Raw genomic sequence first — 26541 nt, forward strand, 5'->3', positions numbered from 1 at the left:
CGCTGGCAGGTGATCGCGCTCCTGTTCCTGGGGTTTTCCGCCGGCCTTCCGTTCCTTTTGGTGTTCTCCACCCTGAACGCCCGGCTGGCGGACGTCGGGGTGGAGACGGCCACCATCGGCTTTTTCAGCTGGCTGGGCATTACCTATTCCATCAAGGTGTTCTGGGCGCCGGTGGTGGACCGGTTACAGCTACCCCTTCTGGACCGGCTGCTGGGCAAGCGCCGGAGCTGGATCCTGTTCGCCCAGGCCGGGATTGCGACCGGGCTGTACCTGATGGCCCACGTGGATGCCACGGCTGCGCCAGAGATGATGGCCCTGTGTGGCCTGCTGGTGGCCTTTTCTTCCGCCACCCAGGATGTGGCCATTGATGCCTACCGCATCGAGATCGCCGAGGAGCGGTTGCAGGCGGCGCTGGCAGCCACCTACATCTTTGGTTATCGGCTTGCCCTGCTGGTAGCCGGAGCGGGCGCCCTGTATCTCGCAGAGTTCTGGTCCTGGCAGGTGTCCTACGAGGTCATGGCGGCCTTGGTGGGCGTGGGGGCGCTCACCGTGCTGGTGGTTCGCGAACCGGCGGTCAATCATTTCGCCGCCGCCCAGGACATCGCCCATAAAATCGAACAGGAAGCCGCGCGGCGCAGCCACCTGAATCCGCGCCTGGCCCGGCTGGTGGGCTGGTTTTATGCCGCCGTGGCGGGGCCTTTCCTGGATTTCTTCCGGCGCTATCGGGAACTGGCGCTGATTATCCTGTTGATGGTGGCGGTTTACCGGATTTCCGACATTGCCATGGGCGTGATGGCTAATCCTTTCTACCTGGATTTCATGGGCTTCAGCAAAACCCAGGTGGCGGACGTTACCAAGATTTTCGGCTTTTTCATGACCATCGCTGGCTCACTGATCGGCGGGGTGCTGGTGGTACGTTATGGGGTGCGCCGCATTCTTCTGCTCGGGGCCGTTATGACGGCGGCCACCAACCTGTTCTTCGTTGGCCTGGCACAGTACCCGCCCAATATCATGACCCTTGCCGCTGTGGTCAGTGCTGACAACCTGAGCGGCGGTATTGCCAACGTGGCCCTGATTGCCTGGCTCTCGAGCATGACCAGTGCTTCGTTCACCGCCACCCAGTACGCCCTGTTCAGCTCGCTGATGACCCTCCCGGGTAAGTTTATTGGAGGCTTCTCTGGCATTGTGGTGGCAGGGTTCGGTTATGCGGAATTCTTCCTGATTGCCGGGCTTATGGGCGTGCCGGCTATCATGTTGGCCGTTTTCATGATTCGACATGGTGATCGATTGGATGCGTTAGCGCCAAAGAATGAAGCCCAACCTGATGCAGAATCAGAAAGTAGGTCGGATTAGCGAAGCGTAATCCGACAAAGAACGAGACGCCTATACGATGCCCGAGCCAACAAAAGACCAAAAAATCTGGCAAGTCGTCGCCGCAATCCCGCCCGGCCAGGTGGCCAGTTATGGCCAGGTAGCCGCCATGGCCGGCTTGGGGCGCCAGGCCAGATACATAGGTCGAGCCTTGGGCAAGTTACCTTCCGGCCACAGCATCCCCTGGTTCCGCGTGATCCGCAGCAACGGCCAGATCGCCTTTCCGGAAGGATCTGAAGCCTACAAAACTCAGATTAGTAGATTGGAGGGGGAGGGCGTAGAGGTCACCAAAGGCCGCGTTCGGATGTGTCAATTTCAATGGCAACCGTAGGTCGGATTAGGCAAAGCCATAATCCGACAACCCAAAGCTCCTAAGTCGTAGGTCGGGTTAGGCTCGAAGAGCCGTAACCCGACAACACATTCACCTCATACAAGGACGTATGATGAAGTACCGCAGAAATCGAGTACAAGGCGGCACCTTTTTTTTCACCGTCGTAACCGCCAACCGCGCCCCTGTTTTCAGTTCGCCCGCTGTCGTTGACTGTCTGCGGACGTCATTCAGCTCTGTCATGGAGCGTTTTCCATTCGAAATAGATGCCATGGTGGTGCTACCCGACCATGTCCATAGTATTTGGACATTGCCTGAAGGCGATCACGATTTCTCCAGGCGTTGGCGATTAATAAAGACAGGGTTCACCAAGGGAGCTAAAGACATCCCAGGGCTTCCACTGGGTGTTGATGGCTCGCTATGGCAAAAGCGGTTCTGGGAGCATACGATCCTAGATGGTCAGGATTTTGAGCGACATGTAGATTACATCCACTTTAATCCGGTGAAGCATGGGTATGTTGCTAGGGCATCGGATTGGCCGTATTCCAGTTTTCATCGGTATGTTCGTGAGGGTGTGTTGCAAAGGGATTGGGCGGTTGATGAGGATTTGTTGGTTGGGGTTGGGAGAGAGTAGGTGCTTGGTTGGAAGAGTTTGAATTGGTTGTCGGATTACGCTTCGCTAATCCGACCTACGGTTCGCAGGTCGAAACGCTGCAATTGTAGGTCGGATTAGGCCCAACGGGCCATAATCCGACGAGTTAATTAGGTGTAGGCAGTATTACAGCCGCAGGGCCCCATCCACCTCAATCATCCGGCCCGACAGGTAGTCGTTCTCAAAGATGAAGGCTGCCGCCAAGGCAATTTCCTCAGGCTTGCCCATGCGCTTGAGCGGAATGCCCGCGGTCATCTTCTCCAGGGCTTCCGGCTTCATGGAGACCGTCATTTCTGTTTCGACAAAGCCGGGGGCGATGCCCGCACAGCGGATGCCGTAGCGCGCGAGTTCCTTGGCCCACACAGGCACCAGGGCTGACACGCCAGCCTTGGCAGCGGAGTAGTTGCTCTGGCCCATGTTGCCCGCGCGGGAAATGGAGGCGATGTTGATGATCGCGCCCTGGTCGCCATTCCTGATCATCTGGGTAGCTGCTTCCCGGCCACAGAGGAACACACCGGTGAGGTTGACGTCGATTACCGCCTGCCACTGGGACAGTTCCATCCGGCGCTCAATCTCGCCGTCTTTCACTTTCACCATCAGGCCATCGCGAAGGATACCGGCGTTGTTCACCAGGCCGTTCAGGTGGCCGAAGTCGTTGACGATGGCCTGGAAGGTTTTCTCAACGTCCTCTTCTTTGGCGACGTTGCAAACGTAGCTACGGGCCTCGACGCCAGCGGCCTTGCACGCGGCAACGGCTTCATCCAGCTTTTCCGGCACCAGGTCGATCAGCGCGACTTTCGCACCTTTGGCCGCGAGATATTCACCCATGGCACGGCCAAGGCCCTGGCCACCGCCGGTAATTGCAATCACGGAATCTTGAAGTTTCATGGTTTGCCCTAATCACTATTGTCAGGTGGTTTTAAGGTTGCTGTGCGTCCTTTTGCCTTGCACATTGGTGCGGAAGACCATGTGCGGGGCTTGGCTTATTGTTAAAACTGAAGGGCTGCGAGTATACCAGACCTTCCAAAACTCCAGTTCAGACCCCGAGGTCCCGATGTCCGTGTTTCTGTTTCTATTCATCATCATGCCCATCGCCGAAATGGCGGTGCTGATCAAGGTAGGCGGCATGATTGGTGTGCTCAATACCGTCGGTCTCGTGCTGCTGACCGCGGTGATCGGCGCCTGGCTGTTGCGCCAGCAAGGCCTGGCAACACTGCTGAAAGCCAACCAGCGACTCAACAGCGGGGAATTGCCGGCCAGGGAGGTGGCTGAAGGGCTGATTCTGGCCGTAGGCGGCGCCTTGTTGCTCACGCCGGGCTTTATCACCGACACCGTTGGCTTCCTCTGTCTGATCCCGGGTACCCGTCACTGGCTGGCCGCCCAGGCCCTGAAAAGGATGGTGGCTTCCGGGCAGAGTCGCAGCTTCTATTTCCGGGCCGGTGGAGGCACGGATCCCTTTGGTCAGGACCCTTTCGGTGGTCGCGGAAACCCCTTCGGTCGGCAGCGGCCGTTTGATCGGGACAGTGACGGCAACATCATTGAAGGCGAGTACCGGGACGAGACCGAAACCGACCGGGATCGCATCGAAAAAAAGTGAAAAATTTTTTGCTCCCGGGTGTTGAAAACCATCGGGCCAGCCCCAGATAAGTCCCACAAGTTCGCTGCGGGCCTGTAACCGCTGGAATCAGTTGGTTAGCGGCCGGGCAATTTGTCGGACAGGGCTTCGCCGGTCCGACCTGTTAACGCAAATGTCATTGCCACATTAATCTGACTATTGGAGAAACCGAGCAATGAAAATTCGTCCGCTACACGATCGTGTTGTCGTACGCCGTAAGGAAGAAGAAGAGAAAACTGCGGGTGGCATCGTGCTGCCGGGTAACGCCAAAGAGAAGCCTTCCCAGGGCGAAGTGATCGCCGTGGGTAATGGTCGCATCCTGGACAACGGCGAAACCCGCTCATTGGCGGTCAAGGTGGGTGACACCGTGGTCTTCGGTCAGTACGCCGGTAACACCGTCAAGATCGACGGCGAAGAGCTCCTTATCATGAGCGAGAGCGACATTTACGGCGTGCTCGAGTGATCGCCGAGGCGAATCGCACGAACTCTCATTAATCCGATTGGTTCAACGATTTCGGTTTAACGAACAGGAATAGAAGACATGGCAGCAAAAGACGTTAAATTCGGTGATAGTGCACGCAAGCGCATGGTCGCAGGCGTCAACATCCTGGCAGACGCGGTGAAAGTAACCCTCGGCCCGAAAGGCCGGAATGTGGTACTGGAGAAGTCCTTCGGCGCACCGACCATCACCAAAGACGGTGTGTCCGTGGCCAAGGAAATCGAACTGAAAGACAAGTTCGAGAACATGGGCGCCCAGATGGTGAAGGAAGTGGCTTCCCAGGCCAACGAGAGTGCCGGTGACGGCACCACTACGGCTACTGTACTGGCCCAGTCCATCGTTAACGAGGGCATCAAGGCCGTCACTGCCGGTATGAATCCCATGGACCTGAAGCGGGGCATCGACAAGGCCACTGCCGAGGCCGTGAAAGCCATCCGTGAAATGGCCAAGCCCTGTGACGACAGCAAGATGATTGCCCAGGTAGGCACCATCTCCGCCAACGGCGACCAGACCATCGGCAAGATCATCGCCGACGCCATGGAGAAAGTCGGCAAAGAAGGTGTAATCACCGTTGAGGAAGGCCGTGGCCTGGAAGACGAGCTCGACGTTGTTGAAGGTATGCAGTTCGACCGCGGCTACCTGAGCCCGTACTTCATCAACAATCAGGACAACATGTCCGCCGAGCTGGATGACCCGTACATCCTGCTGGTCGACAAGAAGATCTCCAACATCCGCGAACTGCTGCCGGTGCTGGAATCCGTTGCCAAGGCGGGCAAGCCGCTGCAGATCATTGCCGAGGACATCGAGGGCGAAGCCCTGGCGACTCTGGTTGTGAACAACATGCGTGGCATCGTGAAAGTCAACGCCGTCAAGGCGCCGGGCTTTGGTGACCGTCGCAAGGAGATGCTGCAGGACATCGCCATCCTGACCGGTGGTACCGTGATTTCCGAGGAAGTGGGTCTGACCCTGGAGAACACCACTCTGGACGACCTGGGCACCGCCAAGCGTGTGAACGTGACCAAGGAAAACACCACCATCATCGGCGGTGCCGGCGCGCAGGCAGACATCGAGGCCCGCGTTGAGCAGATCCGCAAGCAGATCGAAGACAGCACCTCCGACTACGACAAGGAGAAGCTGCAGGAGCGTGTGGCCAAGCTGGCTGGCGGTGTTGCCGTCATCAAGGTGGGCGCCGGTTCTGAAGTGGAAATGAAAGAGAAGAAGGCTCGCGTTGAAGACGCGCTGCACTCCACCCGCGCTGCCGTTGAAGAAGGCATCGTGGCCGGTGGTGGCGTTACCCTGATCCGCGCCATTGCGGCTCTGGACAAGGTGGATGCCATCAACGAAGAGCAGAAGGCAGGCGTCAACATTCTGCGCCGTGCCATGGAAGCGCCGCTGCGTCAGATCGTGTTCAACGCAGGCGGTGAGTCTTCCGTTGTGGTTGCCAAGGTGAAGGAAGGCGAAGGCTCCTTCGGCTTCAACGCTGCCACCGAGCAGTACGGCGACATGCTGGACATGGGTATCCTGGATCCTGCCAAGGTGACCCGTTCATCCCTGCAGGCGGCCGCTTCCGTAGCGTCTCTGATCATCACCACCGAGGCGATGGTTGCCGACGAGCCGGAAGACGAGAAAGCCGGCGGCGGCATGCCAGACATGGGTGGCATGGGCGGAATGGGAGGCATGGGCGGCATGATGTAATGCCGGCCAAACTCCGGGCAGCGCTTCATTCCTGAAGTGCTGTCCGGCCCACATCGAAAACCCCGCGTTGGTTCACGCTAACGCGGGGTTTTTGTTTTTTTGTCATGAACTTGCCTATGGGCTTTGCTAGACTCGGCTACCGGTCCATTATCTGTGCAACGCTGAATGAGTGACGCCCAACCCAAATCCTTTCTGCGCCCAGGCAAGCTGCTTGTCCTTCTGCTGCTGGGGCTGATTGTTTACAGTCTGGCACTCGCTGTTCTGGTTCCCGCCGGCTGGGTGTGGCATCACGCCTCGGGTTTTGTGACCCTGCCGCAACAGGTTCAGGTTCGCCAGGTTGCCGGCACGCTTTGGGACGGCGAGGCGGGCGTGGTGGTTGCCGGGTTCCCGGTTCGCGTCGACTGGCGCCTGAACACGCCAAGGGTCACCGAGCTCACGTTGCCAATCGATATTTCTGTGGCGTCGTCACACTCTTCCCTGAACGGCAATGTTACGATCGGATGGCCGGCCAGCGCTCGGCTGGAGGCCAGCGGGCAGATCACGGTTGCCGAGTTCGAGGAGCTGATACGCCAGAGCGGTGGGGCCATGATTGAGGGAGAGGTTACGGTTGATCGATTACAACTGGCCTGGGCAGATAACCGGCTGGTTGAGGCCGAGGGCATTGCCCGATGGCAGGGCGGGCTGGTGACCTGGCCCATGGGCGATCAACGCGGCCAGGCAGAGTTTCCACCCATGCAGGCCACGATGGACACAACCGAGGGCGGCGTTGCCCTCACGGTGTCTGCCCAGGGTGGCGAAGGCCCGGCGGCGGATGCGACCGTGTTGTGGAACGGCATGCTGGAGCTGCGGGTCTACAAACGCATGGTGGATCTTGCCGGGCAGCCCTGGCCAGATACCGCGCGCCCGGGAGACATTGTGTTCCGGGTTCGTCAGCCGCTGGTTCCCGGGCTGTGACCATGTTGCCGTTGAATGAACGGGTAAGCAGGAGATCGACCCCATGGCGTTACTGAGCACGCCGGCGCAAACCCGGGTATCGCAGGCGTTCGCCAACCTGCTGCTGGTGGCATTGGTGGTGTATCTTGCGGTGTTCATGGCCCGGATCAGCTGGCTGATTGCCTGGGATGACCGGCCTGTGCCGCAGGCGCCAGCTTCCGAGGGCCCTGGCTTGGCCGGAAGAAGCGCCGGGCAGGTCTCGTCGATGGCGGTCTATGATTTCTTCGGCCGTTCGGAGAGCCCCGGCCAGGTGGCCGAAGCGGTTCGACGCTCTGCACCGGAGACCCGCCTGCGTCTGCGCCTCGAGGGCGTTCTGGTGGGACAGCGTCCGGAAGACTCCGGTGCTATAGTTGCGCGAAGCAATGGTGAAACGGCGTATTATCGGGTCGGTGACCTGCTACCGGGCAACGCGGAGCTTGCGGAGGTTGAGCCGGCGCGGGTGCTCATTCGTCGGGGAGGACGCTACGAATCCCTGACCTTCGAGGAGCAGGCGTCCTCGGAACTGGTTGCAGAAGTGGCCACCGAGTCGGCAGAATCATCCCCGGATGCGTTCCTGGCCAATGCCCGGGAACAGATTGATAGCCAGGGTGTTGCCGCTCTCGCGCCGTTTGGTCTCAGCCCGGTGGACCAGAGCGGGGCGTCGGGGTACGTCTACGACGGCTCTAACCCCATGCTCAATGCCGTCAACCTGCAGGCCGGCGATGTGATTACCTCCATCAACGGCCAGAGGCTGGGGGATATCAGCCAGGACAAGTCGCTGCTGGAAAGCTGGCGGGGCCAGTCCCAGATTGACATAGAAATCGAGCGTGACGGATCCATCCTCACCATCAGTTATGCCATACCCGAGCAGTGGCGCTGACCGGGTTCATCGAAACAGGACGAAATCGCCAGATGTATAACCACAAGATCAATTTTCTGCGGGCGCTTGTCCTGCTGGTTCTGCTCCCGTTCATGTCCGTGGCCCATGGACAACAAGCCGAAACCTGGAGACTGAACCTGAAAGATGCCGACATTCGCGCTTTCGTAACCCAGGTGGCGGACATCACCGGCTACAGTTTTGTGGTGGATCCGCGGGTGAAGGGGAAGGTAACGGTGCTCTCCAGCGCGCCCATGAACAAGGATGAGATTTACGATCTGTTTCTGGCGGTTCTCAACGTGCACGGCTTCACGGCCATACCTGGTGAAGAAGTGATCAAGGTGGTCCAGCAGGTGGATGCCAAACAGTCCGCCGAGTCTCTGAACCGCTTTGAGGAAACGCCCTCCGAACAGCTGATCACCCGCGTGATCCAGATCGATAACGCCAACGCCCTGGAACTGGTGCCCATTCTGCGACCCCTGGTGGCCAAGTACGGTCACCTCGCCGGTGTGGCGGCGGCGAACGCACTCATCATCAGCGACCATTCGTCCAATATCCAGCGCATCGAGCAGATTGTCCGTGAGCTGGACAGCCCGTCGAAATACGAGGTGGAGGTGATCCAGCTGCAGGAAGCCTGGGTGGGGGACATGGTAACCCTGCTACAGGAGCTCGCCCCGGATGAACTGGGCCGCGGCGGCGGTGGCGAGAACGTTGCCCGTAAATACAGCGTGACCGCCGACGAGCGCAGCAATCGGCTGATTCTGCGGGGTGACGAGACCTTCCGTGACAAAATGCGCGGCCTTATCCGGCAGCTGGACCAGCCTTCGGCTACCGGTGGCACCACCAAGGTGCTGCGTCTCAAGCACGCCGATGCCAAGAATCTGACCGAAATCCTCAAGGGAGTCATGGGTGAGCTGGTGAAAGAGAGCGCCGGTTCCGGTGGCGCAGCCGGCGGTTCCAGGCCAGAGAGCAACTTTGCCGTGTTTGCCGATGAAGGCCTGAACGCCCTGGTGGTTCGGGGTGAGCCCTCCCTGATGCAGGAAGCGGAACAGATTGTTGCCGCCCTGGATGTGCGTCGGGCTCAGGTAATGATTGAAGCGGCCATTGTCGAGATCAGCGACGAACTGGGTCAGGATCTGGGCGTGCAGGTGGCGGTTGGCGACGAGTCCGGGGAATCAACCCCGGTGGCTGGTACCAACTTCGGCAATGTCGGGCGCAGCCTGGGTGAGGTGCTCAGCGCGATCCTCACCGAATCCGCCATTACGCCGGCCACCGGCGGTATCACCATTGGTGCGGGCCAGCGTGATGAGAACGGCATCAGTTGGGGCATCCTGCTGCAGGCGCTGTCTACCTCCTCGGCAGCCAACCTGTTATCTACGCCCAGCATTATCACGCTGGATAACCAGGAGTCCGAGATTACCGTGGGTCAGAACGTGCCGTTCCGGACCGGGCAGTACACCGCAACCGGCAACAACGCCACTAACCCCTTCACCACCATCGAGCGCCGGGACGTGGGCCTTACTCTCAAGGTAACACCGACCATCAGTGCCGACGGCCTGGTGCGCCTGGTGGTGGAGCAAACCACCGAAAGCGTGGCCGACAGCATCGAGAACGCCTCGGACATCGTCACCAACAAGCGTGAAATCAAGACCACGGTTCTGGCTGACGACGGCGAAACCATCGTTCTGGGCGGCCTGACGCGGGACGATTACCAGGTTAACAAGAGCAAGGTGCCGCTGCTGGGGGATATCCCCGTGCTCGGGCGCCTGTTCTCCTCCGAGTCGGAGCGTCGGGTGAAGCGGAACCTGCTGGTGTTCCTGCGCCCGAAGATTCTGCTGGGCAAGGAAGAGGCTGTTGCTGCCACATCAGACAAGTTCGACCAGCTGTGGGAAGTCAATCTGAACATCCGCGAAAAGCTTGGCATTCCCTCGTCTGAGGAGGGCAACCCGACGGCCGACACGCTGTTCGAAGAGGGCACCACCCGGGTTCAGTAACCCGGCCCCTCAAACCGACAGGGGCGGCATCGGACAGTCTATCTGGTCCGCCACCAGTCGCATCAGCTCATACTCCCGCGCGTCTACCCGGCCGTCCCGGGTTATGCAGTAGCCACAGGCATCAATCACCGCCGGCTTGAGTAGCGGTGACAGCCCGTTAAGGGCTGTGAGCGCCTCCCGAAGCTGACGCATGGTGACCTTCTCCAGGGTCGGCGCCTTGTCACTGCGGCCGTCCACAAAGCCCGCCATGGCCTCCTGGTACAAAACCTCTGCCTCGTCTTGGTTTTCGGTGCCCGCCCGTGCCAGCAGGCTGAGAACCCTCTGCAGCGCCGGAAGCACTGGTCGGTAGCTCTTGTAGCGAACGGGAACAACCCGCTCCGCCTCGTCGCCCAGATGCCGTGACAGGAAGCTGGTCAGGGCCAGTTCGAACAGGGTAACGCGGTTATCCGCGGCCACCAGTTTCTGGACGTTGGTGATCAGCAGTTCCCTTTCTTCCGGATCCAGCTTGCGCAGTGCCGGCATCGCCAGCTCAAGGGCAGGAAACCGCACGCCCTCACCGATGGTCTTGAGCGCAGGTAGCAACTTATCGAGCAGGTCGGGCTGGCTTCCAAGCACCGGATGGTCAGGCAGGAGGCCCAGCCGTTCGGTTTGCTGTTGGCGAGGCAGTTCGCTGATCAGCAGCCCGTAGCACAGCTGAATGGCGCCTGCCCGGGTGTACAGAAGATTCCGGAAGGTGGCCGGAAGCCGCTCCAGGAACTGCAGGGCGAAATCTTCACTGCGCCGATTGACCGTCCCCACCTGGTCGGAGAATTTACGTGTGTTGGTGGGCGGCGAAAGACTGGATGCCAGGGGCGAGGTGGAAGCCCTGGGCTGCCCGCCCGCGAATGCCGCCGCCCCGGCTGAAGGCGCAGGGCCGGAATAGAGACGGTTGCCTGGTTCGGTGTCACGAAGCCGGCTCCGGAGCCTGGCGAGCATACCTGGTTGGATTGCATTGATCCGCTCTTCAACCGGGGGATGTGAGGCCAGAAGGGAAGTGAACTTCATCCGGGCGCTCTCGCCAAAGCACATGTGGTTCATGTCGCTGGCGTGACTGGTGGTGTCCAGATAGCCACCCTTGAGGCCGATCTTGAACAGGGCGCCGGCAATGCCTTCCGGATTCCGGGTAAACTGGACCGACGAGGCATCGGCCAGCATTTCCCGTTGCCGTGAAACCGCAGCCTGGATCAGCCGGCCAAAGAACACACCGACGTAACCGATTACAAACAGGGCCACGCCGATGATGCCCATGGCTGCCTGGGCCCGCCCGTCCCTTGATCGACCCACCCGGTGGCCCCGATAGAAGGAGGCCCGCAACAGGAAACCGCCGATCTGCCCGATCATCAGGATTCCCGCCAGCAACGCAATCAGCCTTACGTTTAGGCGCATGTCGCCGTTCAGGATGTGGCTGAATTCATGGGCCACGACGCCCTGGAGCTCGTCTCTGGTGAGCTGGGTGACCGCCCCATGCGTCACCACCATCACCGCCTCGCCAGGTGTGTAGCCGGCAACAAAGGCGTTGATGCCGGTTTCCTGATCCATGACATAAAGCTCGGGAACCGGCACGCCACTGGCGATGGACATTTCCTCGACAATATTGCGCAGTTTGCGCTCGTCGGCGTCACGGGTATCCGGATCGATGGGGCGTGCGCCCACCATTTTGGCAACCCGGCTACCGCCGCCGGCCAGGTCAACCCAGCGCAGCAACGAGCCGAGCACGATAAGGCCAACCACGGTTGCGGCCGTCAGCAGCCCGTGGCTCGACAGCAGCCAGTTGTGAAAGGCGAGCCCGGAGCTTTCACTACGGGTCACCAGGTAGCCCACCAGGCAAACAGCCAGGGTAATGAGCGCAACGGCTGTAAGGAACAGAAACACCAGCAGGCTGGTGTTGCGCCGGGCGTGGGCCTGGCGCTGGAAAAAACCGGGATGAGCCATGGGTGAGGGCCTCAGAAGGCCACTTTGGGTGCCTGGCGGGCCTCGGGGGATTCCAGTTCAAGCTGGGAGGTTTCCTTGAACGCAAACATGCCCGCCACGATGTTGTTGGGAAACTGCTCCCGGAAGGTGTTGTAGCTCATCACACCATCGTTGTAGGCCTGGCGTGCGAAGGCCACGCGGTTCTCGGTGCTGGAGAGCTCTTCCATCAGTTGCTGGATGGTCTCGTTGGCCTTCAGGTCCGGGTAGTTTTCTGCCACCGCATAGAAATTGGCCAGGGCCTTGGTCAGCAGGTTCTCGGCACTGCCCAGGCGCTGGATCTTGGTGCCATCACCGGGGTCCCGGGCGGCGTCTTTCTGGGCGCTGACCGCGTTATTGCGGGCTTCCATGACCTGGGTGAGAGTGGATTTCTCATGGCTCAGGTATGCTTTGGCGGCCTCGACCAGGTTGGGGATGAGATCGTGGCGGCGTTGAAGCTGCACGTCAATCTGTGCAAAGCCGTTCTTGAACTGGTTTCTCAGGGAAACCAGGCGGTTATAGATAAAAACAAGGTAAAAAACGACGACGGCAATAACGATCAGGCCAATGACGGTGGTACCCATTGCGGCTCCTCGGAGTGATGAATCAGGCGTTATTTTCCACAATCTGCTGGTGGAAACCTTTTACAAAGGTCTCAAAATCGCGGGGCGACAGCGGCTTGCTGAAATAATAGCCCTGGGCCAGCTTGCAGCCCCGCTGGCTCAGATAGTATTCCTGTTCGGCGGTTTCCACGCCCTCGGCGACCACCGACAGGTTCAGGCTCTTGCCCAGGTCGATGATGGTGTTGGCAATGCGGGTATCTTCTTCATTAACCAGCAGATCGCGGATGAACTGCTTGTCGATCTTCAGGTGCTGCACGGGCATCTGTTTCAGGTAAGTCAGCGAGGAGTAGCCTGTGCCAAAGTCATCGACGGCAATGCTGATGCCGGCCTGGTGTAGCCGGTGGAGTTTGGCGACAGCATCGGAGAGGTTGGTCATGAAACTGGTTTCGGTCACTTCCAGTTCGAGCCGGCCCGCCGGGATGTTGTGTCGTCGGAGTGTGTCCAGGACGTCTTCCACAATCGTATTCTGGCGCAGCTGAACCGCCGACAGGTTCACGGCGATGCGCAGCGGTGCGCCGTCTGAGGCCCAGCGCGCGGCCTGCCAGCACGCCTGATCGAGGACCCATTGCCCGATTTCGACAATCGAGCCGTTGGCCTCCGCCACAGGTATGAACAGGTCGGGCGGCACCAGGCCCCGGATCGGATGCTCCCAGCGAAGCAGTGCCTCGGCGCCGATCACCCGCTTGCTCTCGAGGTTGATCTGGGGCTGATAAACCAGATGGAACTGGTGGTTGGCCAGGGCCTTGGCCAGATCCTTCTCGAGCTGTTTCCGGTCGCGGATTTCCTGGTCGATACTGGCGACGTAGAACTGGAAATGGTTCTGCCCGTTCTGTTTGGCCAGAGTCATGGTCTGTTCGGCACACTGCAGGAGCCGATCGGCCTGTCCGGTATCCGAGGGGTAAAGTGCGACGCCCATGGTAGCCGTCATGGCGATGCTCTGGTCCTCCACCAGCATGGGTTCGCTGATGCAGGCCAGAATCCGATCGGCGGTGTCGGCCGCCTGGAAGCCGTCACGGAGGCCTTTCTCCACAATTACAAACTGGTCGCTACCGAGCCGGGCAATGGTGAAGCGGGCGTTGTCGAGCTTGCTGGTGAGCCGGTCCGCGATGGTCTGGAGGATAAGATCCCCCGACCGGAAACCGCACTGTTCGTTGATGGATTTGAAATCATCGATGCCACAGACAATCAGCGATAACTGAACGCCACGCTTGTTGGCCTCCTCGATATCCCTAACCAGCAGCTCCATGAACGTGTCCCGGCTGGGCAGTCCGGTGAGCTGGTCGTAACGGGACAACCGGCTCACCCGGTCTTCGGCTTCCTGGTGACGTTTCTGGCTGTCGCCAATGGCAACCAGCAGGTTGTTGGTGGCGTTGACCCACAGGCCCAGCTCGTCACTCTGATGCCCGGAGGGCGTGGTCACCAGTCGGTCGTCCGGATGCGCCGGGTCCACCTGTTTGACCGAGGCGACGATTCTCAGCAGCGGGCGGGTCAGCAGGAGGTGGAACACGTAGAACAGCACCATACCCAGTATCAGGGCGGTGGCGATGCCGGAGGCGAAGGTCACCGCTGCCCGGTCCAGCCAGGTGTTGGCGGCCGGTGCGGTATCGTAGTGGACATCGAGGTAGCCGTAGACCATGTCCGGATTGGCCTCGCGGGACAAAGGCTCGCGAAACTGGCGTTCGTCCTCGAAAATCGGGTCGGTCAGTGGACGAAAGGCCGCCTCCAGCAGAGGGCGGCTCCGCTCACCCAGGGGTGTGCCGTCCGGGTGGACGATACGGGCCATATGCACGGACTGTTTGGCGAAGAGACCGTCCACCACCTGCTGGGCAAGATCCGAATCAATGCTGAACACCGCCTGGGTTGCAGCATCCTTGATCATCGCGATGGTCTGGCGGGCATCGTTATCGAGTACGGCGGACACACGCCTGGCGTCCAGCACAACCTGTACGGTGCTGACGACAATACCGCTGATCAGGGCCACGGCAAGAATCCAGCGCAGTATCCGTGAGCCCAGCCGATGTTCTACCTCAAAGGAATTCTGCATTCAGTACTGTCTTTAATCCGGTTCCGTCAGGACGATCGTTTCACAAACGGCAATGTGAAAAAAATCGGACAATGGGCGACCCCCTTGAGGCCGGCCTGTAGATTACCCGTCAGTATGGTTCAGTATGGCCATATCTTCATGGAGTATCGGCGATTTTTTTGAATTATTCAGAGAGCAGTTGTATCGATTTGTAATTGTGTCGGAAAGGTAGACACAAAAACGCCCGCGCGAGGCGGGCGTTCCTGTCTTGGCCCCTGGGGGCCGCTAGCTCGAGTCCGGACCGGATCAGGCCAGGTTTTCGTTTACGAAATCCCAGTTCACCAGGTTCCAGAATGCCTCGAGGTAGTTCGGGCGGGAGTTCCGGTAGTCGATGTAATAGGCGTGTTCCCAGACATCGACGGTCAGTACCGGCTTGTCGGCGCCGGTGAGCGGGGTTTCCGCGTTGCTGGTGTTCACGATGGCAACACTGCCGTCTGCTTTCTTGACCAGCCAGGTCCAGCCAGAACCGAAGTTGTTGGCGGCCTTGTCGTTGAATTCTTTCTTGAAGTCCTCGAAAGAACCAAAGGCTTTCTCGATGGCTTCCTTGGCGGCGCCGGTGGGCTCACCACCACCGTTCGGGCTCAGGCAGTGCCAGTAGAAGGTGTGGTTCCAGACCTGGGCTGCATTGTTGAACAGCGGGCCGCTGGCGCTCTTGATGATGTCCTCGAGGGACTTGTTGGCATTGTCAGTGCCTTCGATCAGGCCATTGAGCTTGGTTACGTAAGTGTTGTGGTGCTTGCCGTAATGGTACTCAAGCGTTTCCTGAGAGATGTGCGGTTCCAGTGCGTTCTTTTCATACGGCAGTGCGGGAAGTTCAAATGCCATGAGGTCGTTCTCCCTGTCTCTCTGTTTGTGTTTACGTTCACCACCCCAATATAGGGGCGGTTTGATCGATATCAACCCTTTGCTGTCAAAGAGCTTTTGAACTCGGGGCAGCCTGGCAGGAATTGGGCGCAGGTCTTTACGCGCCACACCAGTTCCTCGTAACTGTCGGCCAGGATATTCACATGACCCAGCTTCCGGCCCGGGCGCTCTCCCTTGTTATAGAGATGCACGTGGGCATAGGGCAGTTCGAGGATGCGCTCGATGTCGCCATGCTCGCCGATGATATTGATCATGCAGCTCACGCCCCGGGGCGCAACATTGCCCAGTGGGTGCCCGCTCACGGCCCGGATGTGATTCTCGAACTGGCTGGTCATGGCGCCTTCGATGGTCCAGTGCCCGGAGTTGTGAACCCTGGGTGCCATTTCATTGGCAACAAGGCCGTTGGCGGTCTCGAACAGCTCAAGGGTTAATACGCCAACGTAGTCCAATTCGTTCAACAGCGCCTTGATGTACCGCTCGGCGTCTTCCTGTACGTGCTTTTCCAGCTTTGGAGCCGGAGCGATGGAGTAGCGCAGAATGCCCTCATGGTGGGTATTCTCGGCCATCGGATAGAACGCCAGGTCCCCGTCTTCCGCGCGCACTGCGATCATCGACACTTCCCGGTGAAAGTCCACGAACTTCTCGACAATCAGCCGTGGATGACCGATGGACGCCCAGGCCGCCTCGGCTTCTTCCGGGCTTCTGAGCACCGCCTGGCCCTTGCCGTCGTAACCCTCGGTGTTGGACTTGGCAACCACCGGGCAGCCCAGGGCTTCGGCGGCTGCTTTCAGAGAGGCCGCGCTGTCGGCGATTTTCCACTCGGGTGTCGGGATCCCCAGTTGCCCGAACAGGGTTTTTTCAGCTTCCCGGTTCTGGCAGACCTGCAGGGCCCTGGGGCAGGGGTGCACCGGCTTCTGGCTGGCGATCTGCTCGGCAACGTCCACCGGCAGGTGTTCGAACTCGTAGGTCACGCGGTCCACGCGGGAAAGGAAGTCATCGAGGTATTCGCCATCGCGGTCGATGATGACTTCGCCCAAGCCTGCGCTCGGGCTGCCAGACATGTCATAGAAGACAAAGGTCTTGGCCAGTGGATACCCGGCCAGCGCCAGCATCCTCCCGAGTTGTCCGGCGCCCAGTACACCAATTCTCATTTGAGCTCTCCTGCCGTTTCTTGCACCGAGGTTAATATTACGGATCCTGAGGGTCGGGGTTGTCCAGTATGGTTTGCGTCTGGGTCGAACGGAATTCTTCCACGGCGTTGCGAATGCTCTCATCGAAGGTGCCGAGGATCTGGGCAGCCAGCAAGCCTGCATTGGTGGCACCGGCTTTGCCAATGGCCAAGGTGCCTACGGCAATGCCACCGGGCATCTGGACGATAGAGAGCAGGGAATCCAGGCCGTTCAGTGTCTTGGACTGTACCGGCACACCCAGTACCGGCAGGGCGGTCTGGGAGGCAACCATGCCCGGCAAATGGGCCGCGCCGCCGGCACCGGCGATAATGACTTTCAGGCCGCGGTCGGCGGCGGTTTTGGCGTAGTCGAACAGGAGGTCCGGGGTGCGATGGGCGGAGACGACTTTGGTTTCGTAGGGTACGCCGAGTTTGTCTAGCATGGCGGCGGCGTGCTCCATGGTGGGCCAGTCGGATTTGGAGCCCATGATGAGTCCTACAAGCGGCTGCATGTGCAACATCCTGTGATAATTGGAAAGCCGGCCATTGTATGTTTTGCCTACCTACCATGCAAACTTATAGCTTGGGGAGGGCCAGGGTTGGTGTTCTTCCTGGAAACCGCTACAAGCTCATCCCTGAGCGCTTGTCTGAGGCCATCCATGGCCTCAGACATTTCCAGGAAGAACACCAACCCTGCCCCCCAGAACCTCTGCAAGCATCACTCTGGCATCGTCGCCATTTTTACCTGCGCCTGAGTACAGGTATTATCGATCCCTATCGCTGTAACCGTCCATATCAGGAGCTGTAATGGAACCCATCCGTCCAGATGATGATGAGTTGAGGGCTGAACGACCAATCGGCAGTGCCGAGCCGAAGAAAGCGGCAGACAACAAGCCGAAGCCGTCGGCCGGAGGCAAGGCCGAGCCGCCCGGTCCGGCCAGGCCGTCTGGGGGCGCGAAAGGAGGAAGCGGTGGCGGCCGTGGCAGTTCGGCCCTGCTTTGGCTGCTGGTGGTTGTGGTAGCCGCTGCCGCGGGAGCGGGCTGGTACACCCAGGAGCAGCGGGTTCAGGCGCTGGAGAGTCAGCTTGAGGAGGCCGATTACTGGGCGCGGCAGAGCAAACTGGCGTTGGCACGGTTTGAAGGTGAGCTGTCGGAAACTGGCGAGAATCTGCAGGAGCGGGGTGAGTCGCTGGAGGACAAGATTGCGGCTCAGGAGAAGCGGCTGGATACCGCGGACAGCGAGATCCGCAAGCTGTGGGCGGTGGCCAATGAGCGCAACAAGAAGCGCCTGGACGAGCACCAGGAGCGGCTGGCCGCGCTGGAATCGGGTCTGGCAGAGAATGACAAGGCCATTGGTGCGGTTGAAGCATCGGTTGAGCAGGCTCGTCAGTCGTTGTCCGCCGACATTGTTGCCCTGAAAAACCAGACTGAAACCTCGGTGGCGGCGTTGCAGGACGCGAACCGGCAGGCAACGGAGCAATTGACCCGTCTCAGCCAGCAGTTGGCGGATGTGGATCAGGTGATCGAGAACCGGATTCGGCGTTTCGAGCAGGAGCAGAAGCTGGGCATCAGCGGGCTTGAGGGCCGTGTGGCCGCCCTGGAGCGGGAAACCGATCAGCTCGCCGGGGATAGTCGGGTGCAGGCCCCCAGCAATGAGCTGGCAAACCTGAAGCGCACGGTGGACTCCATCGATGCCTCTCGGTCGCAGCTCACCTCGCGGCTGGTGCGGCTTTCGGAAGAAGTGAATCAGCTTCGGACCCAGGTCAGCGGGCAATAAACGCTGGCCTGAACGGGCGGTATCTCGGGTTTTGTAACGGTTTGTAGCCAGCCCTTGCGGTAGCTCTCATTTCTACCGTTTGCCAGTTGTTATGATCGGGCAACTCGCAATCAGGATGAAGAGTTGCCAACCATGAAAACCCGAGTGCCTTCCGTTCCCGCTTTTCTCCGGCCGCTGGCTGCGGCGCTGCTGTTGCTGGCCTTGTCCGGCTGTACGGTGTACCAGTCCATTGGCAAGAGTGTCGGTTCGTTCCTGCATCCGGTGTCCGGGCACGATTTCGTTCACATCGATAACGACAGCTGGGACCGTCGCAACGCGCTGCTGTATTTCTATCGCACTCACTCCCAGTGGGCGGCCGACGAGATCGAGGCGCCCAGCGTTTACATAGACGACACCCATTACTTCAATATACGTAATGACAGTTTCACCTGGCTGGAAGTCAGCCCAGGGGAGAGACACATTGCCATGCGCAGGCCGCTGCTGGGTCTCGAGGGGCTCAATTCGTTCAGTCTGAGCCTTATTGCAGACGCCACCCTCAAGGTTGAGCCAGGCAAGATCTATTACCTGCGGTATAACGAGCTGACAGAGCCCGACCAGCGGCATCCGCAGCTGGATCCGGACCATCCGCTGGCCCAGGGAGATCTGCAACTGGTAACGCGTGACTATGCCATGCAGGCCGATGAGCTTGTGTCCACCCGTTTTCTGAACAGTGACCTGCTGGCGCCAAACCATGCGGCGACCTCGATCGTGGAAGTAACGGAAGACGTCGACTATGAGCGCAAGCGGGTATTGCTCGAGGAAGAGCGCGAACTGGAGCTCGAGCGCTTGAAGGCTGAGGGCAAGTATGAATCCGCGTCCTGGTTCTGGCCCTTCGGTGGCGGCCCGACCGTTCCGCTGGAAACAGACCGGAAAATCGAGAAACTCGAGCGCGAGTACGCCGAGCTTGAACGTGAGCGGGAGCGTCGCGAGGAGGCGGAGTCCGGCGGTGGCTGGTGGATTTTCTGACGGCTGGCTACACTGTTGGCAGGTATACCGCTTGGAATTGAAACCCCATGTCGCTCAAGGATTCTCTCAGACTTCGTTTTGAAAAACTTACGGATGATGTTGTGCCTCAGCTCCTCGAGGGCTGGGGCGATCTGCAGAAACGTCTGGATGCGCTGAATTGTTCTCTGGCAGAGCGGTCCGTTCCTCAAGACCGTCGGGCCCGGGTGAGTGAGCTGTCGCTGCAGGAAAAGGCCCAACGGGCCGGGCAGCGCAAGCCGGCGCTCCGTAGCGTAAAATCCGTGCCGGACAGTGCCGCTGGCAAAAAGGGAAATTGAACGAAAACTGTCCGTTTTTTAAAGGCTTGCAGGTTTTTTCAGAAAATTCCGGGAAAATATTTGACACCGTCAGCCAAATGCTTAAAATGCGCCTCTCACTTGGTTGAGACAGCTGCGCTGACAACCGGGTGACAGGCTTCAGATGTTCGACAAAGCGTTACGCCAGCCGTAAAAGCTTTGGGAACGAAGCCAGAAAGTGGGTGGTTAGCTCAGCTGGGAGAGCATCGCCCTTACAAGGCGAGGGTCACTGGTTCGATCCCAGTACCACCCACCACTTTCAAGCGCATTACCGGATCACCCCATCCGGTTTCAGGTTCAGGCCCACGGGCCCGAATTGATGCGGAGCGGTAGTTCAGTTGGTTAGAATACCGGCCTGTCACGCCGGGGGTCGCGGGTTCGAGTCCCGTCCGCTCCGCCATTTTCCCGGGTGGTTAGCTCAGCTGGGAGAGCATCGCCCTTACAAGGCGAGGGTCACTGGTTCGATCCCAGTACCACCCACCATATTCCAAAAAGGGCCGATCCGAGAGGATTGGCCCTTTTTTTGTGCTTGTGTTTTGTGCTCGAGGGGCCGGATCAGCCAAAGGCATGATCCGACGCCCAGTCCCGTAGGTCGGATTAGCCGAAGGCGTAATCCGACACCACGATCCAGGTGTAAGGTTACTTGCCGATCAGAGACTGCCCACACACCCGCACAACATTACCGTTCACCCCGCCGGACGCAGGGCTGCAATACCAGGCAATGGCTTCTGCCACATCCACCGGCAGTCCGCCCTGAGACAGGCTGTTCATCCGGCGGCCAGCCTCTCGAATGGTCAGCGGCATGGCGGCGGTCATCTGGGTTTCGATGAAGCCTGGAGCAATGGCATTGATGGTCACGCCATTCTTCACCTGTCGCGCCATTGCCTCGACATAGCCGATCACGCCGCTCTTGGCCGTTGAATAGTTGGTCTGGCCGAAGTTGCCGGCAATGCCGCTGATGGACGAGATGCAGACAATCCGGCCGTTGGCTCTCAGGAGCTCCCGCTTGGCCAGTTCCTCGTCGATCAGTTCCTCGGCTGAAAGGTTCACGGCAATGGTCATGTCCCAGAAATGTTCCGGCATGTTGCCGAGGGTTTTGTCCCGGGTGATGCCGGCATTGTGGATAACCAGATCCACTCCGCCGAAATGCTCTTCAACAAAGTCTGCGATCAGCTTCGGCGCCTTGTCATCGGTGATGTCGCACGCCAGGGCCTTGCCCTTGATGGCGCTTGTGACTTTTTCAAGCTCTTCCAGCGCTGGCGGGATGTCGAGGCCGATTACGGTGGCGCCGTCCCGGGCCAGGGTCTGGGCGATGGCGGCGCCAATGCCCCGTGAGGCGCCTGTGACCAACGCAACCTTTCCGCTCAGGGGCGCCACCGGGTTGGTTGCCGACGCCGGCTCGCTTTTGCTGACACGGACCACCTGTCCGGAGACATAGGCCGAGCGGGCCGAGAGGAAAAAGCGGACGCTGGAGTCCAGCTGCTTTTCCGCGCCTGGTGCCATCCATAGAAGGTTGGCGGTGGCGCCTTTCTTGCCGATTTCTTTGCCAACGCTGCGCACGAAGCCTTCCAGTGCCTGCTGGGCGGCTGCCTGTGGTGCCTTTCGGCAGCTGGCCGGGTTCTGCCCAACCACCAGCACGCGCGCGTTGGTGCCCAGCTTTTTGATGGTGGGATGGAAGAAGTCGTACAGTGCCCGAAGTTCCACAGGGTTACGGATGCCGGTGGCATCGAAAATCAGGGCACTGAATTTCTGTGATACCTCGGAGGCAAGATCCATTGGCTGGGCCTTGTTGCCGGCCTTGGCGGAGTCGTTCAGGCGGTCGCTGCCACTGGCGTGGTGAAGTGTTGCCGCGCTTGCGCCGAGCGTGGCGCCCAGTGCTGCAATGGCCTTGCCGCCGTTGGCGGCACCGATCAGCACGTCGCCTTCGATAAACGGCTGGTCTGTGCGTTTGAGTCGTTTCAGGGGCACCGGGGCGGGCAGGCCCAGGGACTGGGCAGCGGTCTTGCCTACGGGGGTGTTGACTATTCTCAGGTAGAGATCAGACATTGCGGTTCCTTGTGGTTGCAGTCGAATGACGGATTACGAATCGTCCTACAGGTTAAAGAATCGGCCAGTTTTTGGATTGACTCAATGCCTGTAGGGTGTTGTCAGGGGTGCCAATGAGGCATTTCGGGTTGTCGCTAAACTGTTTACAGTCAAAAGCTAAAATTGGGTGCTCGGATTATTGGGACAGCCCTTCCCAAAACACGCCCGTGAATACGTCCCTGTAGGGCTCGGTCGCGCCATCCCTGGCGCTCCACGGTTTTGGGAAGGGCTGTCCCAATAATCCCCGGGCATCACAGATATCCGCTGAAAAGGAATTGGGAAATTATGGCAGAAGCATCGAAGACTCCGCGAAAGAAGACCAGTTCATCGAAGAAAGCCACGGCCGCACCGGCCGACGTTCGTCGGGTGGCGGTGATTGGGGGCAACCGCATTCCGTTTGCCCGCTCCAATACCGCCTACAGCAAGATCAGCAACCAGGAGATGCTGACCTCAGCGCTGCGTGGGCTGGTGGACCGATATGGTTTGCAGGGGCAGCGCCTGGGTGAGGTGGCCGCAGGTGCGGTGATCAAGCATTCGCGGGATTTCAATCTTACCCGTGAGGCGGTGATGAGCTGCGGTCTGGCGCCGGAGACGCCCGCTTATGATGTTCAGCAGGCCTGTGGAACGGGGCTTGAGGCGGCTATTCTGGTGGCCAACAAGATTGCCCTGGGGCAGATCGAGTGTGGTATTGCCGGTGGCACCGACACCACCTCGGATGCGCCCATCGGCGTGGGTGAGGGGTTGCGGGAGATTCTGCTGGATCTGAATCGCGCGAAGACCGCTGGCGAGCGACTGAAAATTCTGGCGCGGTTCCGGCCGGCGCATCTGAAGCCTGAGATTCCGCAGAACGGCGAACCTCGCACCGGCATGTCCATGGGTGAGCACGCCCAGGTTACGGCGAAGGAGTGGGCCATTCCCCGGGAGGATCAGGACCAGTTGGCTTGGGAGAGTCATCAGAAGCTGGCGAAAGCCTATGAGGAAGGCTTCTTTGCCGATCTGATGACGCCGCTGGCAGGGCTGGAGAAGGACAATGTGCTGCGTCCGGATACCACCCTCGAGAAGCTGGCGACGCTCAAGCCAGTGTTCGACCGGGAGAATGGCACCATGACTGCCGCCAACAGCACCGCGCTGACCGATGGCGCTTCCTGCGTGCTGCTGGCCAGCGAGGAATGGGCCAAGGCGCACAACCTTGAGGTGAAGGCCTGGCTGACCTTCTCCGAGGTGGCTGCGGTGGATTTTGTCGACAAGAAGGAAGGCTTGCTGATGGCGCCCGCATTCGCTGTGCCCCGGATGCTGGAAAAGGCCGGCCTGACTCTGCAGGATTTCGATTTCTATGAAATTCACGAGGCCTTTGCCGCCCAGGTGCTCTGTACCCTGAAAGCCTGGGAGGATCCGGCTTTCTGCAAGGAGCGGCTGGGGCTGGGGCTGGATAAGCCGCTTGGCAGCATCGACCGGGACAAGCTGAATGTGAAAGGCAGCAGCCTGGCTACGGGACACCCGTTTGCTGCTACCGGCGCGCGTATCGTGGCCACCCTCGCCAAATTGCTGGAGGAGAAAGGCAGCGGTCGCGGCCTGATTTCCATCTGCGCTGCCGGCGGTCAGGGGGTAACGGCGATTCTCGAGCGATAAGTTTCCGGCCAGGCTGAGGTTTCCTTTGACAGGGGCGACCTCACCCCTTATCATGCGCGCCACGTTGATCGGGGGCTTCCCCGAGAAACAACCAGTTTGATGCGGGGTGGAGCAGTCTGGTAGCTCGTCGGGCTCATAACCCGAAGGTCGTTGGTTCGAATCCAGCCCCCGCTACCATCTTTTGAATAAAGCCCGCTTATGCGGGCTTTATTGTTTCTAGCGGGCACTGTTGTTTCTCAATAACCCCTCCGGTTTAACAAATCCTGCCAGTCCCGCCTCTTCGAGCAGTCCGGCAAAACCAATCGTGGTCAGATCCATTCCCGGCGCGCCGATAACCTGCACGTTGTAGGGCAGCCCGTTTTTTGCCCGTCCAAGGGGCACCGAGGTAGCCGGCAGGCCGAGCAGGGTGGCCAGGGCGATCCAGCAGAACTGGTCCAGGTAGGCCCTCGGTTTGCCCGCCACGGTAATTCGTCGTTTGAACACCGGGTTCGAATGGTCGTGGCGGATGGCCGTGGTCGGTGTAACCGGCGTCAGCAGGACATCCACTTCCTGAAACAGGGATTCGATCTGGGCGCGCATTTTCTCGCGCATTTCACTCCACGCCATCCATTGGTGAACCGGCTGGTTTACGCCCCGGCCGTATTCGCCGATGCAGGCTGTGGCGGGTCCCAGGAACTTGAGCCAGGGCTCCAGCCGGGCAATCCATTTCATCTGTCGACGCTGGGACGGCTTGAGCGAGGTGCTGAGCAGGCTGCCCAGCAAATTGAAATACGCCGGCAGAATGTGCTCCAGAGTCAGCAGAGGGTGCCGGGCCTCGGTTACCAGGGCGCCGCGGTCGGCAAGGGCGGTACCCAGATGACGGTAGGCCTCTGTCAGTTCCGGTTCCACCGGGCACAGCGGATCCTCAAGCCACAACCCCACCCGGGCCTGATCCAGGCTGGTTACCGACGCGGGCGCAAGCTTGAGGGCCCAGCTGCGCTCCTGGTCCGCCCGGGGGCCTGCAATCACCTTGAGCAGCAATTCCAGATCCCGGGCGTTTCGGGCCATGGGGCCGCCTTCGGCCAGGTCCGGCTGGGACTGGGTGCCGGGTGGTCCGGGGATATGGCCGCGAAAAGACACCAGCGAGCGGGACGGTTTGTGGCCGAACACGCCACAGAAATGGGCAGGGGTCCGAATGGAACCGGCCAGGTCGCTGCCTACTTCCAGCGGTGTCATGCCCGCGGCCAGCGCAGCGGCGGCGCCGCCCGAGGAGCCACCGGGCGTATGGGCCGGATTATGGGGATTGTTGGTGACCCCGAAGAGTTTGTTGTAACTCTGCAGGTCGGTGGCATAGATGGGCACGTTGGTCTTGCCCAGGATAATGGCCCCGGCGTTTTCAAGTCGCTCGATAACATCGGCGTGGCGCTCGGGTTTGTGGTCTCGTAGCGGCGATGCCCCGGCGGTGCAGGTCATGCCGGCGACTTCCCAGGTATCCTTGATGGTCAGGGGTAAGCCGTGCAACGGGCCTTTTACCTGCCCGGCCGCACGGGAAGCGTCGGCCTGGCGGGCACTGGCCAGTGCCTGCTGTTCGTCCAGGGTGATAATGGCGTTGACTTGCGGGTTCACCTCCCGGATCCGCTCGAGCAGGGCGCGAGTCAGTTCTTCACTGGACAGGGCGCCGGTGTCCAGTTGTTCAAGAAGCGTGTGGGCCGACTGATAATGCAGTGAATCCATGGGTATTCTCTTGTTGTTGGTCGCTTGCAATAACTCTCTGGATCAGGGCAGTTCGGCTCGCCAGTGTTTGACTTTGACCTGGCCCTTGATGGCTTCAATGATCTCAATAATCAGGTTGATCAGCGCTTCATTTTGGGCCTGGTTGGCCCGAACGTCGTCGGGAGAGGGCAGGAAAACATTTACGATGTCTTCGATGAATGCGTGGTTGGATGCCGAGGCGAGATCTTCCAGGATCTGGTGGATGACGTTGGCGACGATGTCGCCAACTGCTTCCTCGAGGGTCTCCTGGATGGTCGGCCCCACCACGGGAAGGTATTTCAGGCGGGATAACTCAAGGTTCTGTTTCAGGGCATGGTCGACCCGATCCTCCAGGTAGCTCCGCAGGGCCCCCCGGTTGGGCACATAGCCCTGCTGCGCGGCCTCGGCTACCCGCTGCGAAATCCAGTCGGATAACATGTCCCGTCTCGGGTAAAGAATGTCGTCCTGAATTTTCTCGAAGAGCGGTGAGCCCCGCTTCACTTCCTGCTGGACACCGGTCAGAACCTTGAGCACGATCCGGTCCGACAGTTCCTCCATGAATGCTTCGTAATAAAAATTGATAAACCGGTAGATGCGCGTGTTGGTAATGTCGATGATCTTGTACTGGTGCAGCCGGTAAATGATCGAGATCACCCGGAGAATCCTCAGGAAACGCAGGCTGCCGACCGGAATGCAGCCCACCAGATCGTACCAGTGTATAAATGGATAGAAATACCAGCGGTCGTAGACCTTCGCCTTCACGGCATAGCTCCAACGCAGGAAGAACTCACCCAGAAAAATGGAGACAAAAATCAGGTCGTAGAAAATGAAGCGTTCGTGGATGGGATGGTAGAGCGACTGAAGCGTGGGCGCGTGCTCTTTGAGCAGGCTCTGGACCGCCACGAAGTTGTAGATGGAATCCCAGATGATGAAGGCCAGGTTGATGATCAAAAGACCCAGCATCAGAAAGTCGATGACGAACCAGATCAACTGGTGGCTGGATTTCAGGTTCTCGCGGTTTATTTTCAGCATTCGCCTGCGCCTGGTTGTGTGCTAAGTCTCTGACAGGGTAGCGTATTTATGAGCGGCGCACGACTCAGCGTGGATTTCGGTCACCCACTGCCAGTAAACTCCTTTCCATGAACGAAAATCCTCCTCGCACTCACCAACGTTGAACGCCCGGATGCAGTCAATCCATCATAAGGTACCAACTGGCTTCGTCCGGCTTCTTGCAGCCTGGCTGTGCTGCCTGTCCT

Annotated in this window: 23 protein-coding genes and 4 tRNA genes; 17 read left to right on the plus strand and 10 right to left on the minus strand. The window is 59.6% G+C overall.

The genetic code is table 11. From position 1 onward, the window contains the following. Nucleotides 1-9 precede the first annotated feature (9 nt). The 3 genes from ACFC20_RS03175 (at nt 10) to ACFC20_RS03185 (ending at nt 2333) form a co-directional block, all read left to right on the plus strand. On the plus strand, nt 10-1353 hold the full coding sequence (locus ACFC20_RS03175; RefSeq protein WP_375191729.1) for an MFS transporter: 1344 nt from the start codon (nt 10-12) through the stop codon (nt 1351-1353). A 37-nt stretch (nt 1354-1390) separates the two neighbouring features. Further along, nucleotides 1391-1702 carry an MGMT family protein gene (locus ACFC20_RS03180; protein ID WP_375191730.1) on the plus strand — a complete coding sequence of 104 codons (312 nt, stop codon included), beginning with the start codon at nt 1391-1393 and terminating at the stop codon, nt 1700-1702. Between the two features lie 112 nt (nt 1703-1814). Then, nucleotides 1815-2333, plus strand: coding sequence for a transposase (locus ACFC20_RS03185; RefSeq protein ID WP_375191731.1), 519 nt, complete (start codon nt 1815-1817; stop codon nt 2331-2333). Nucleotides 2334-2477: 144 nt separating this feature from the next. On the opposite strand, the gene ACFC20_RS03190 is transcribed toward ACFC20_RS03185, so the two are convergent. After that, complete coding sequence (locus tag ACFC20_RS03190) at nt 2478-3239, minus strand: SDR family oxidoreductase (RefSeq protein ID WP_375183373.1); 762 nt, start codon at nt 3237-3239, stop codon at nt 2478-2480. A 166-nt stretch (nt 3240-3405) separates the two neighbouring features. Between ACFC20_RS03190 and ACFC20_RS03195 the strand changes: the two genes are divergently transcribed. From ACFC20_RS03195 to gspD, 6 genes are all read left to right on the plus strand, one after another. Then, on the plus strand, nt 3406-3948 hold the full coding sequence (locus ACFC20_RS03195) for an FxsA family protein (RefSeq protein ID WP_375183372.1): 543 nt from the start codon (nt 3406-3408) through the stop codon (nt 3946-3948). 193 nt (nt 3949-4141) lie between these two features. After that, nucleotides 4142-4429, plus strand: coding sequence for a co-chaperone GroES (groES, locus tag ACFC20_RS03200; RefSeq protein WP_053112533.1), 288 nt, complete (start codon nt 4142-4144; stop codon nt 4427-4429). A 78-nt stretch (nt 4430-4507) separates the two neighbouring features. After that, a complete protein-coding gene (gene groL / locus ACFC20_RS03205; RefSeq protein WP_375191732.1) occupies nt 4508-6160 on the plus strand; it encodes a chaperonin GroEL in 1653 nt (550 codons plus the stop codon). A gap of 165 nt (nt 6161-6325) precedes the next feature. After that, nucleotides 6326-7114 (plus strand): type II secretion system protein N, encoded by a 789-nt coding sequence (gspN, locus tag ACFC20_RS03210; protein WP_375191733.1) that lies wholly within the window; start codon nt 6326-6328, stop codon nt 7112-7114. A gap of 43 nt (nt 7115-7157) precedes the next feature. Next, nucleotides 7158-8012 (plus strand): type II secretion system protein N, encoded by an 855-nt coding sequence (locus ACFC20_RS03215; RefSeq protein WP_375191734.1) that lies wholly within the window; start codon nt 7158-7160, stop codon nt 8010-8012. A gap of 32 nt (nt 8013-8044) precedes the next feature. Continuing rightward, nucleotides 8045-10003 (plus strand): type II secretion system secretin GspD, encoded by a 1959-nt coding sequence (gspD, locus tag ACFC20_RS03220; RefSeq protein ID WP_375191735.1) that lies wholly within the window; start codon nt 8045-8047, stop codon nt 10001-10003. A 9-nt stretch (nt 10004-10012) separates the two neighbouring features. Here the strand turns inward: gspD and ACFC20_RS03225 are convergent, their stop codons facing one another. The 6 genes from ACFC20_RS03225 to purE form a co-directional block, all read right to left on the minus strand. Continuing rightward, the gene (locus ACFC20_RS03225; RefSeq protein WP_375191736.1) at nt 10013-11974 is read right to left on the minus strand and encodes a M48 family metallopeptidase; all 1962 of its coding nucleotides are present in this window, start codon (nt 11972-11974) and stop codon (nt 10013-10015) included. 11 nt (nt 11975-11985) lie between these two features. Further along, nucleotides 11986-12573 carry a LemA family protein gene (locus tag ACFC20_RS03230; RefSeq protein WP_091986460.1) on the minus strand — a complete coding sequence of 196 codons (588 nt, stop codon included), beginning with the start codon at nt 12571-12573 and terminating at the stop codon, nt 11986-11988. Between the two features lie 22 nt (nt 12574-12595). Next, on the minus strand, nt 12596-14656 hold the full coding sequence (locus tag ACFC20_RS03235) for a putative bifunctional diguanylate cyclase/phosphodiesterase (protein ID WP_375191737.1): 2061 nt from the start codon (nt 14654-14656) through the stop codon (nt 12596-12598). Nucleotides 14657-14941: 285 nt separating this feature from the next. Next, on the minus strand, nt 14942-15520 hold the full coding sequence (gene sodB, locus ACFC20_RS03240; RefSeq protein WP_136631545.1) for a superoxide dismutase [Fe]: 579 nt from the start codon (nt 15518-15520) through the stop codon (nt 14942-14944). 71 nt (nt 15521-15591) lie between these two features. Next, nucleotides 15592-16710: a 5-(carboxyamino)imidazole ribonucleotide synthase gene (locus ACFC20_RS03245; protein WP_375191738.1), complete on the minus strand. Its 1119-nt coding sequence runs from the start codon at nt 16708-16710 to the stop codon at nt 15592-15594. Between the two features lie 37 nt (nt 16711-16747). Beyond that, on the minus strand, nt 16748-17239 hold the full coding sequence (gene purE / locus ACFC20_RS03250; protein ID WP_375191739.1) for a 5-(carboxyamino)imidazole ribonucleotide mutase: 492 nt from the start codon (nt 17237-17239) through the stop codon (nt 16748-16750). Between the two features lie 295 nt (nt 17240-17534). Between purE and ACFC20_RS03255 the strand changes: the two genes are divergently transcribed. The 6 genes from ACFC20_RS03255 to ACFC20_RS03280 all read left to right on the plus strand — a co-directional run bounded on the left by ACFC20_RS03255 (nt 17535) and on the right by ACFC20_RS03280 (nt 20323). Next, entirely contained in the window at nt 17535-18503 is a 969-nt protein-coding gene (locus ACFC20_RS03255) for a hypothetical protein (RefSeq protein ID WP_375191740.1), read from the plus strand. 132 nt (nt 18504-18635) lie between these two features. Further along, nucleotides 18636-19508 carry a DUF2846 domain-containing protein gene (locus ACFC20_RS03260; RefSeq protein WP_375191741.1) on the plus strand — a complete coding sequence of 291 codons (873 nt, stop codon included), beginning with the start codon at nt 18636-18638 and terminating at the stop codon, nt 19506-19508. Nucleotides 19509-19609: 101 nt separating this feature from the next. Continuing rightward, nucleotides 19610-19822: a hypothetical protein gene (locus tag ACFC20_RS03265; RefSeq protein WP_375191742.1), complete on the plus strand. Its 213-nt coding sequence runs from the start codon at nt 19610-19612 to the stop codon at nt 19820-19822. Nucleotides 19823-20020: 198 nt separating this feature from the next. Further along, nucleotides 20021-20096, plus strand: a tRNA-Val gene (locus ACFC20_RS03270). Nucleotides 20097-20163: 67 nt separating this feature from the next. Beyond that, a tRNA-Asp gene (locus ACFC20_RS03275) sits at nt 20164-20240 on the plus strand. 7 nt (nt 20241-20247) lie between these two features. Continuing rightward, nucleotides 20248-20323: transfer RNA gene (locus ACFC20_RS03280), tRNA-Val, on the plus strand. 156 nt (nt 20324-20479) lie between these two features. Here ACFC20_RS03280 and ACFC20_RS03285 read toward each other — a convergent pair. Further along, nucleotides 20480-21886 (minus strand): 3-oxoacyl-ACP reductase, encoded by a 1407-nt coding sequence (locus ACFC20_RS03285; protein WP_375191743.1) that lies wholly within the window; start codon nt 21884-21886, stop codon nt 20480-20482. Between the two features lie 324 nt (nt 21887-22210). On the opposite strand from ACFC20_RS03285, the gene ACFC20_RS03290 reads away from it, so the two are divergent. After that, nucleotides 22211-23554: an acetyl-CoA C-acetyltransferase gene (locus ACFC20_RS03290; protein ID WP_375191744.1), complete on the plus strand. Its 1344-nt coding sequence runs from the start codon at nt 22211-22213 to the stop codon at nt 23552-23554. Between the two features lie 100 nt (nt 23555-23654). After that, nucleotides 23655-23731, plus strand: a tRNA-Met gene (locus tag ACFC20_RS03295). A gap of 39 nt (nt 23732-23770) precedes the next feature. Here the strand turns inward: ACFC20_RS03295 and ACFC20_RS03300 are convergent. Together ACFC20_RS03300 and ACFC20_RS03305 are read right to left on the minus strand one after the other, a co-directional pair. Continuing rightward, entirely contained in the window at nt 23771-25267 is a 1497-nt protein-coding gene (locus ACFC20_RS03300) for an amidase (RefSeq protein ID WP_375191745.1), read from the minus strand. A gap of 42 nt (nt 25268-25309) precedes the next feature. Continuing rightward, nucleotides 25310-26317 (minus strand): hypothetical protein, encoded by a 1008-nt coding sequence (locus ACFC20_RS03305; RefSeq protein WP_375191746.1) that lies wholly within the window; start codon nt 26315-26317, stop codon nt 25310-25312. Nucleotides 26318-26541 lie beyond the last annotated feature (224 nt).

The sequence above is a fragment of the Marinobacter sp. genome, assembly GCF_041984545.1.
GTDB lineage: Bacteria > Pseudomonadota > Gammaproteobacteria > Pseudomonadales > Oleiphilaceae > Marinobacter.

What these genes read in the sequence shown, in the direction of transcription:
- ACFC20_RS03195 (WP_375183372.1), top strand. Translation starts at nt 3,406, where the DNA reads ATGTCCGTGTTTCTGTTTCTATTCATCATCATGCCCATCGCCGAAATG.
- ACFC20_RS03290 (WP_375191744.1), top strand. Translation starts at nt 22,211, where the DNA reads ATGGCAGAAGCATCGAAGACTCCGCGAAAGAAGACCAGTTCATCGAAG.
- groES (WP_053112533.1), top strand. Translation starts at nt 4,142, where the DNA reads ATGAAAATTCGTCCGCTACACGATCGTGTTGTCGTACGCCGTAAGGAA.
- sodB (WP_136631545.1), bottom strand. Translation starts at nt 15,520, where the DNA reads ATGGCATTTGAACTTCCCGCACTGCCGTATGAAAAGAACGCACTGGAA.
- ACFC20_RS03255 (WP_375191740.1), top strand. Translation starts at nt 17,535, where the DNA reads ATGGAACCCATCCGTCCAGATGATGATGAGTTGAGGGCTGAACGACCA.
- ACFC20_RS03180 (WP_375191730.1), top strand. Translation starts at nt 1,391, where the DNA reads ATGCCCGAGCCAACAAAAGACCAAAAAATCTGGCAAGTCGTCGCCGCA.
- gspD (WP_375191735.1), top strand. Translation starts at nt 8,045, where the DNA reads ATGTATAACCACAAGATCAATTTTCTGCGGGCGCTTGTCCTGCTGGTT.
- ACFC20_RS03190 (WP_375183373.1), bottom strand. Translation starts at nt 3,239, where the DNA reads ATGAAACTTCAAGATTCCGTGATTGCAATTACCGGCGGTGGCCAGGGC.
- ACFC20_RS03235 (WP_375191737.1), bottom strand. Translation starts at nt 14,656, where the DNA reads ATGCAGAATTCCTTTGAGGTAGAACATCGGCTGGGCTCACGGATACTG.
- ACFC20_RS03285 (WP_375191743.1), bottom strand. Translation starts at nt 21,886, where the DNA reads ATGTCTGATCTCTACCTGAGAATAGTCAACACCCCCGTAGGCAAGACC.
- purE (WP_375191739.1), bottom strand. Translation starts at nt 17,239, where the DNA reads ATGCAGCCGCTTGTAGGACTCATCATGGGCTCCAAATCCGACTGGCCC.
- ACFC20_RS03225 (WP_375191736.1), bottom strand. Translation starts at nt 11,974, where the DNA reads ATGGCTCATCCCGGTTTTTTCCAGCGCCAGGCCCACGCCCGGCGCAAC.
- ACFC20_RS03300 (WP_375191745.1), bottom strand. Translation starts at nt 25,267, where the DNA reads ATGGATTCACTGCATTATCAGTCGGCCCACACGCTTCTTGAACAACTG.
- ACFC20_RS03230 (WP_091986460.1), bottom strand. Translation starts at nt 12,573, where the DNA reads ATGGGTACCACCGTCATTGGCCTGATCGTTATTGCCGTCGTCGTTTTT.
- gspN (WP_375191733.1), top strand. Translation starts at nt 6,326, where the DNA reads ATGAGTGACGCCCAACCCAAATCCTTTCTGCGCCCAGGCAAGCTGCTT.
- groL (WP_375191732.1), top strand. Translation starts at nt 4,508, where the DNA reads ATGGCAGCAAAAGACGTTAAATTCGGTGATAGTGCACGCAAGCGCATG.
- ACFC20_RS03185 (WP_375191731.1), top strand. Translation starts at nt 1,815, where the DNA reads ATGAAGTACCGCAGAAATCGAGTACAAGGCGGCACCTTTTTTTTCACC.
- ACFC20_RS03305 (WP_375191746.1), bottom strand. Translation starts at nt 26,317, where the DNA reads ATGCTGAAAATAAACCGCGAGAACCTGAAATCCAGCCACCAGTTGATC.
- ACFC20_RS03260 (WP_375191741.1), top strand. Translation starts at nt 18,636, where the DNA reads ATGAAAACCCGAGTGCCTTCCGTTCCCGCTTTTCTCCGGCCGCTGGCT.
- ACFC20_RS03215 (WP_375191734.1), top strand. Translation starts at nt 7,158, where the DNA reads ATGGCGTTACTGAGCACGCCGGCGCAAACCCGGGTATCGCAGGCGTTC.
- ACFC20_RS03245 (WP_375191738.1), bottom strand. Translation starts at nt 16,710, where the DNA reads ATGAGAATTGGTGTACTGGGCGCCGGACAACTCGGGAGGATGCTGGCG.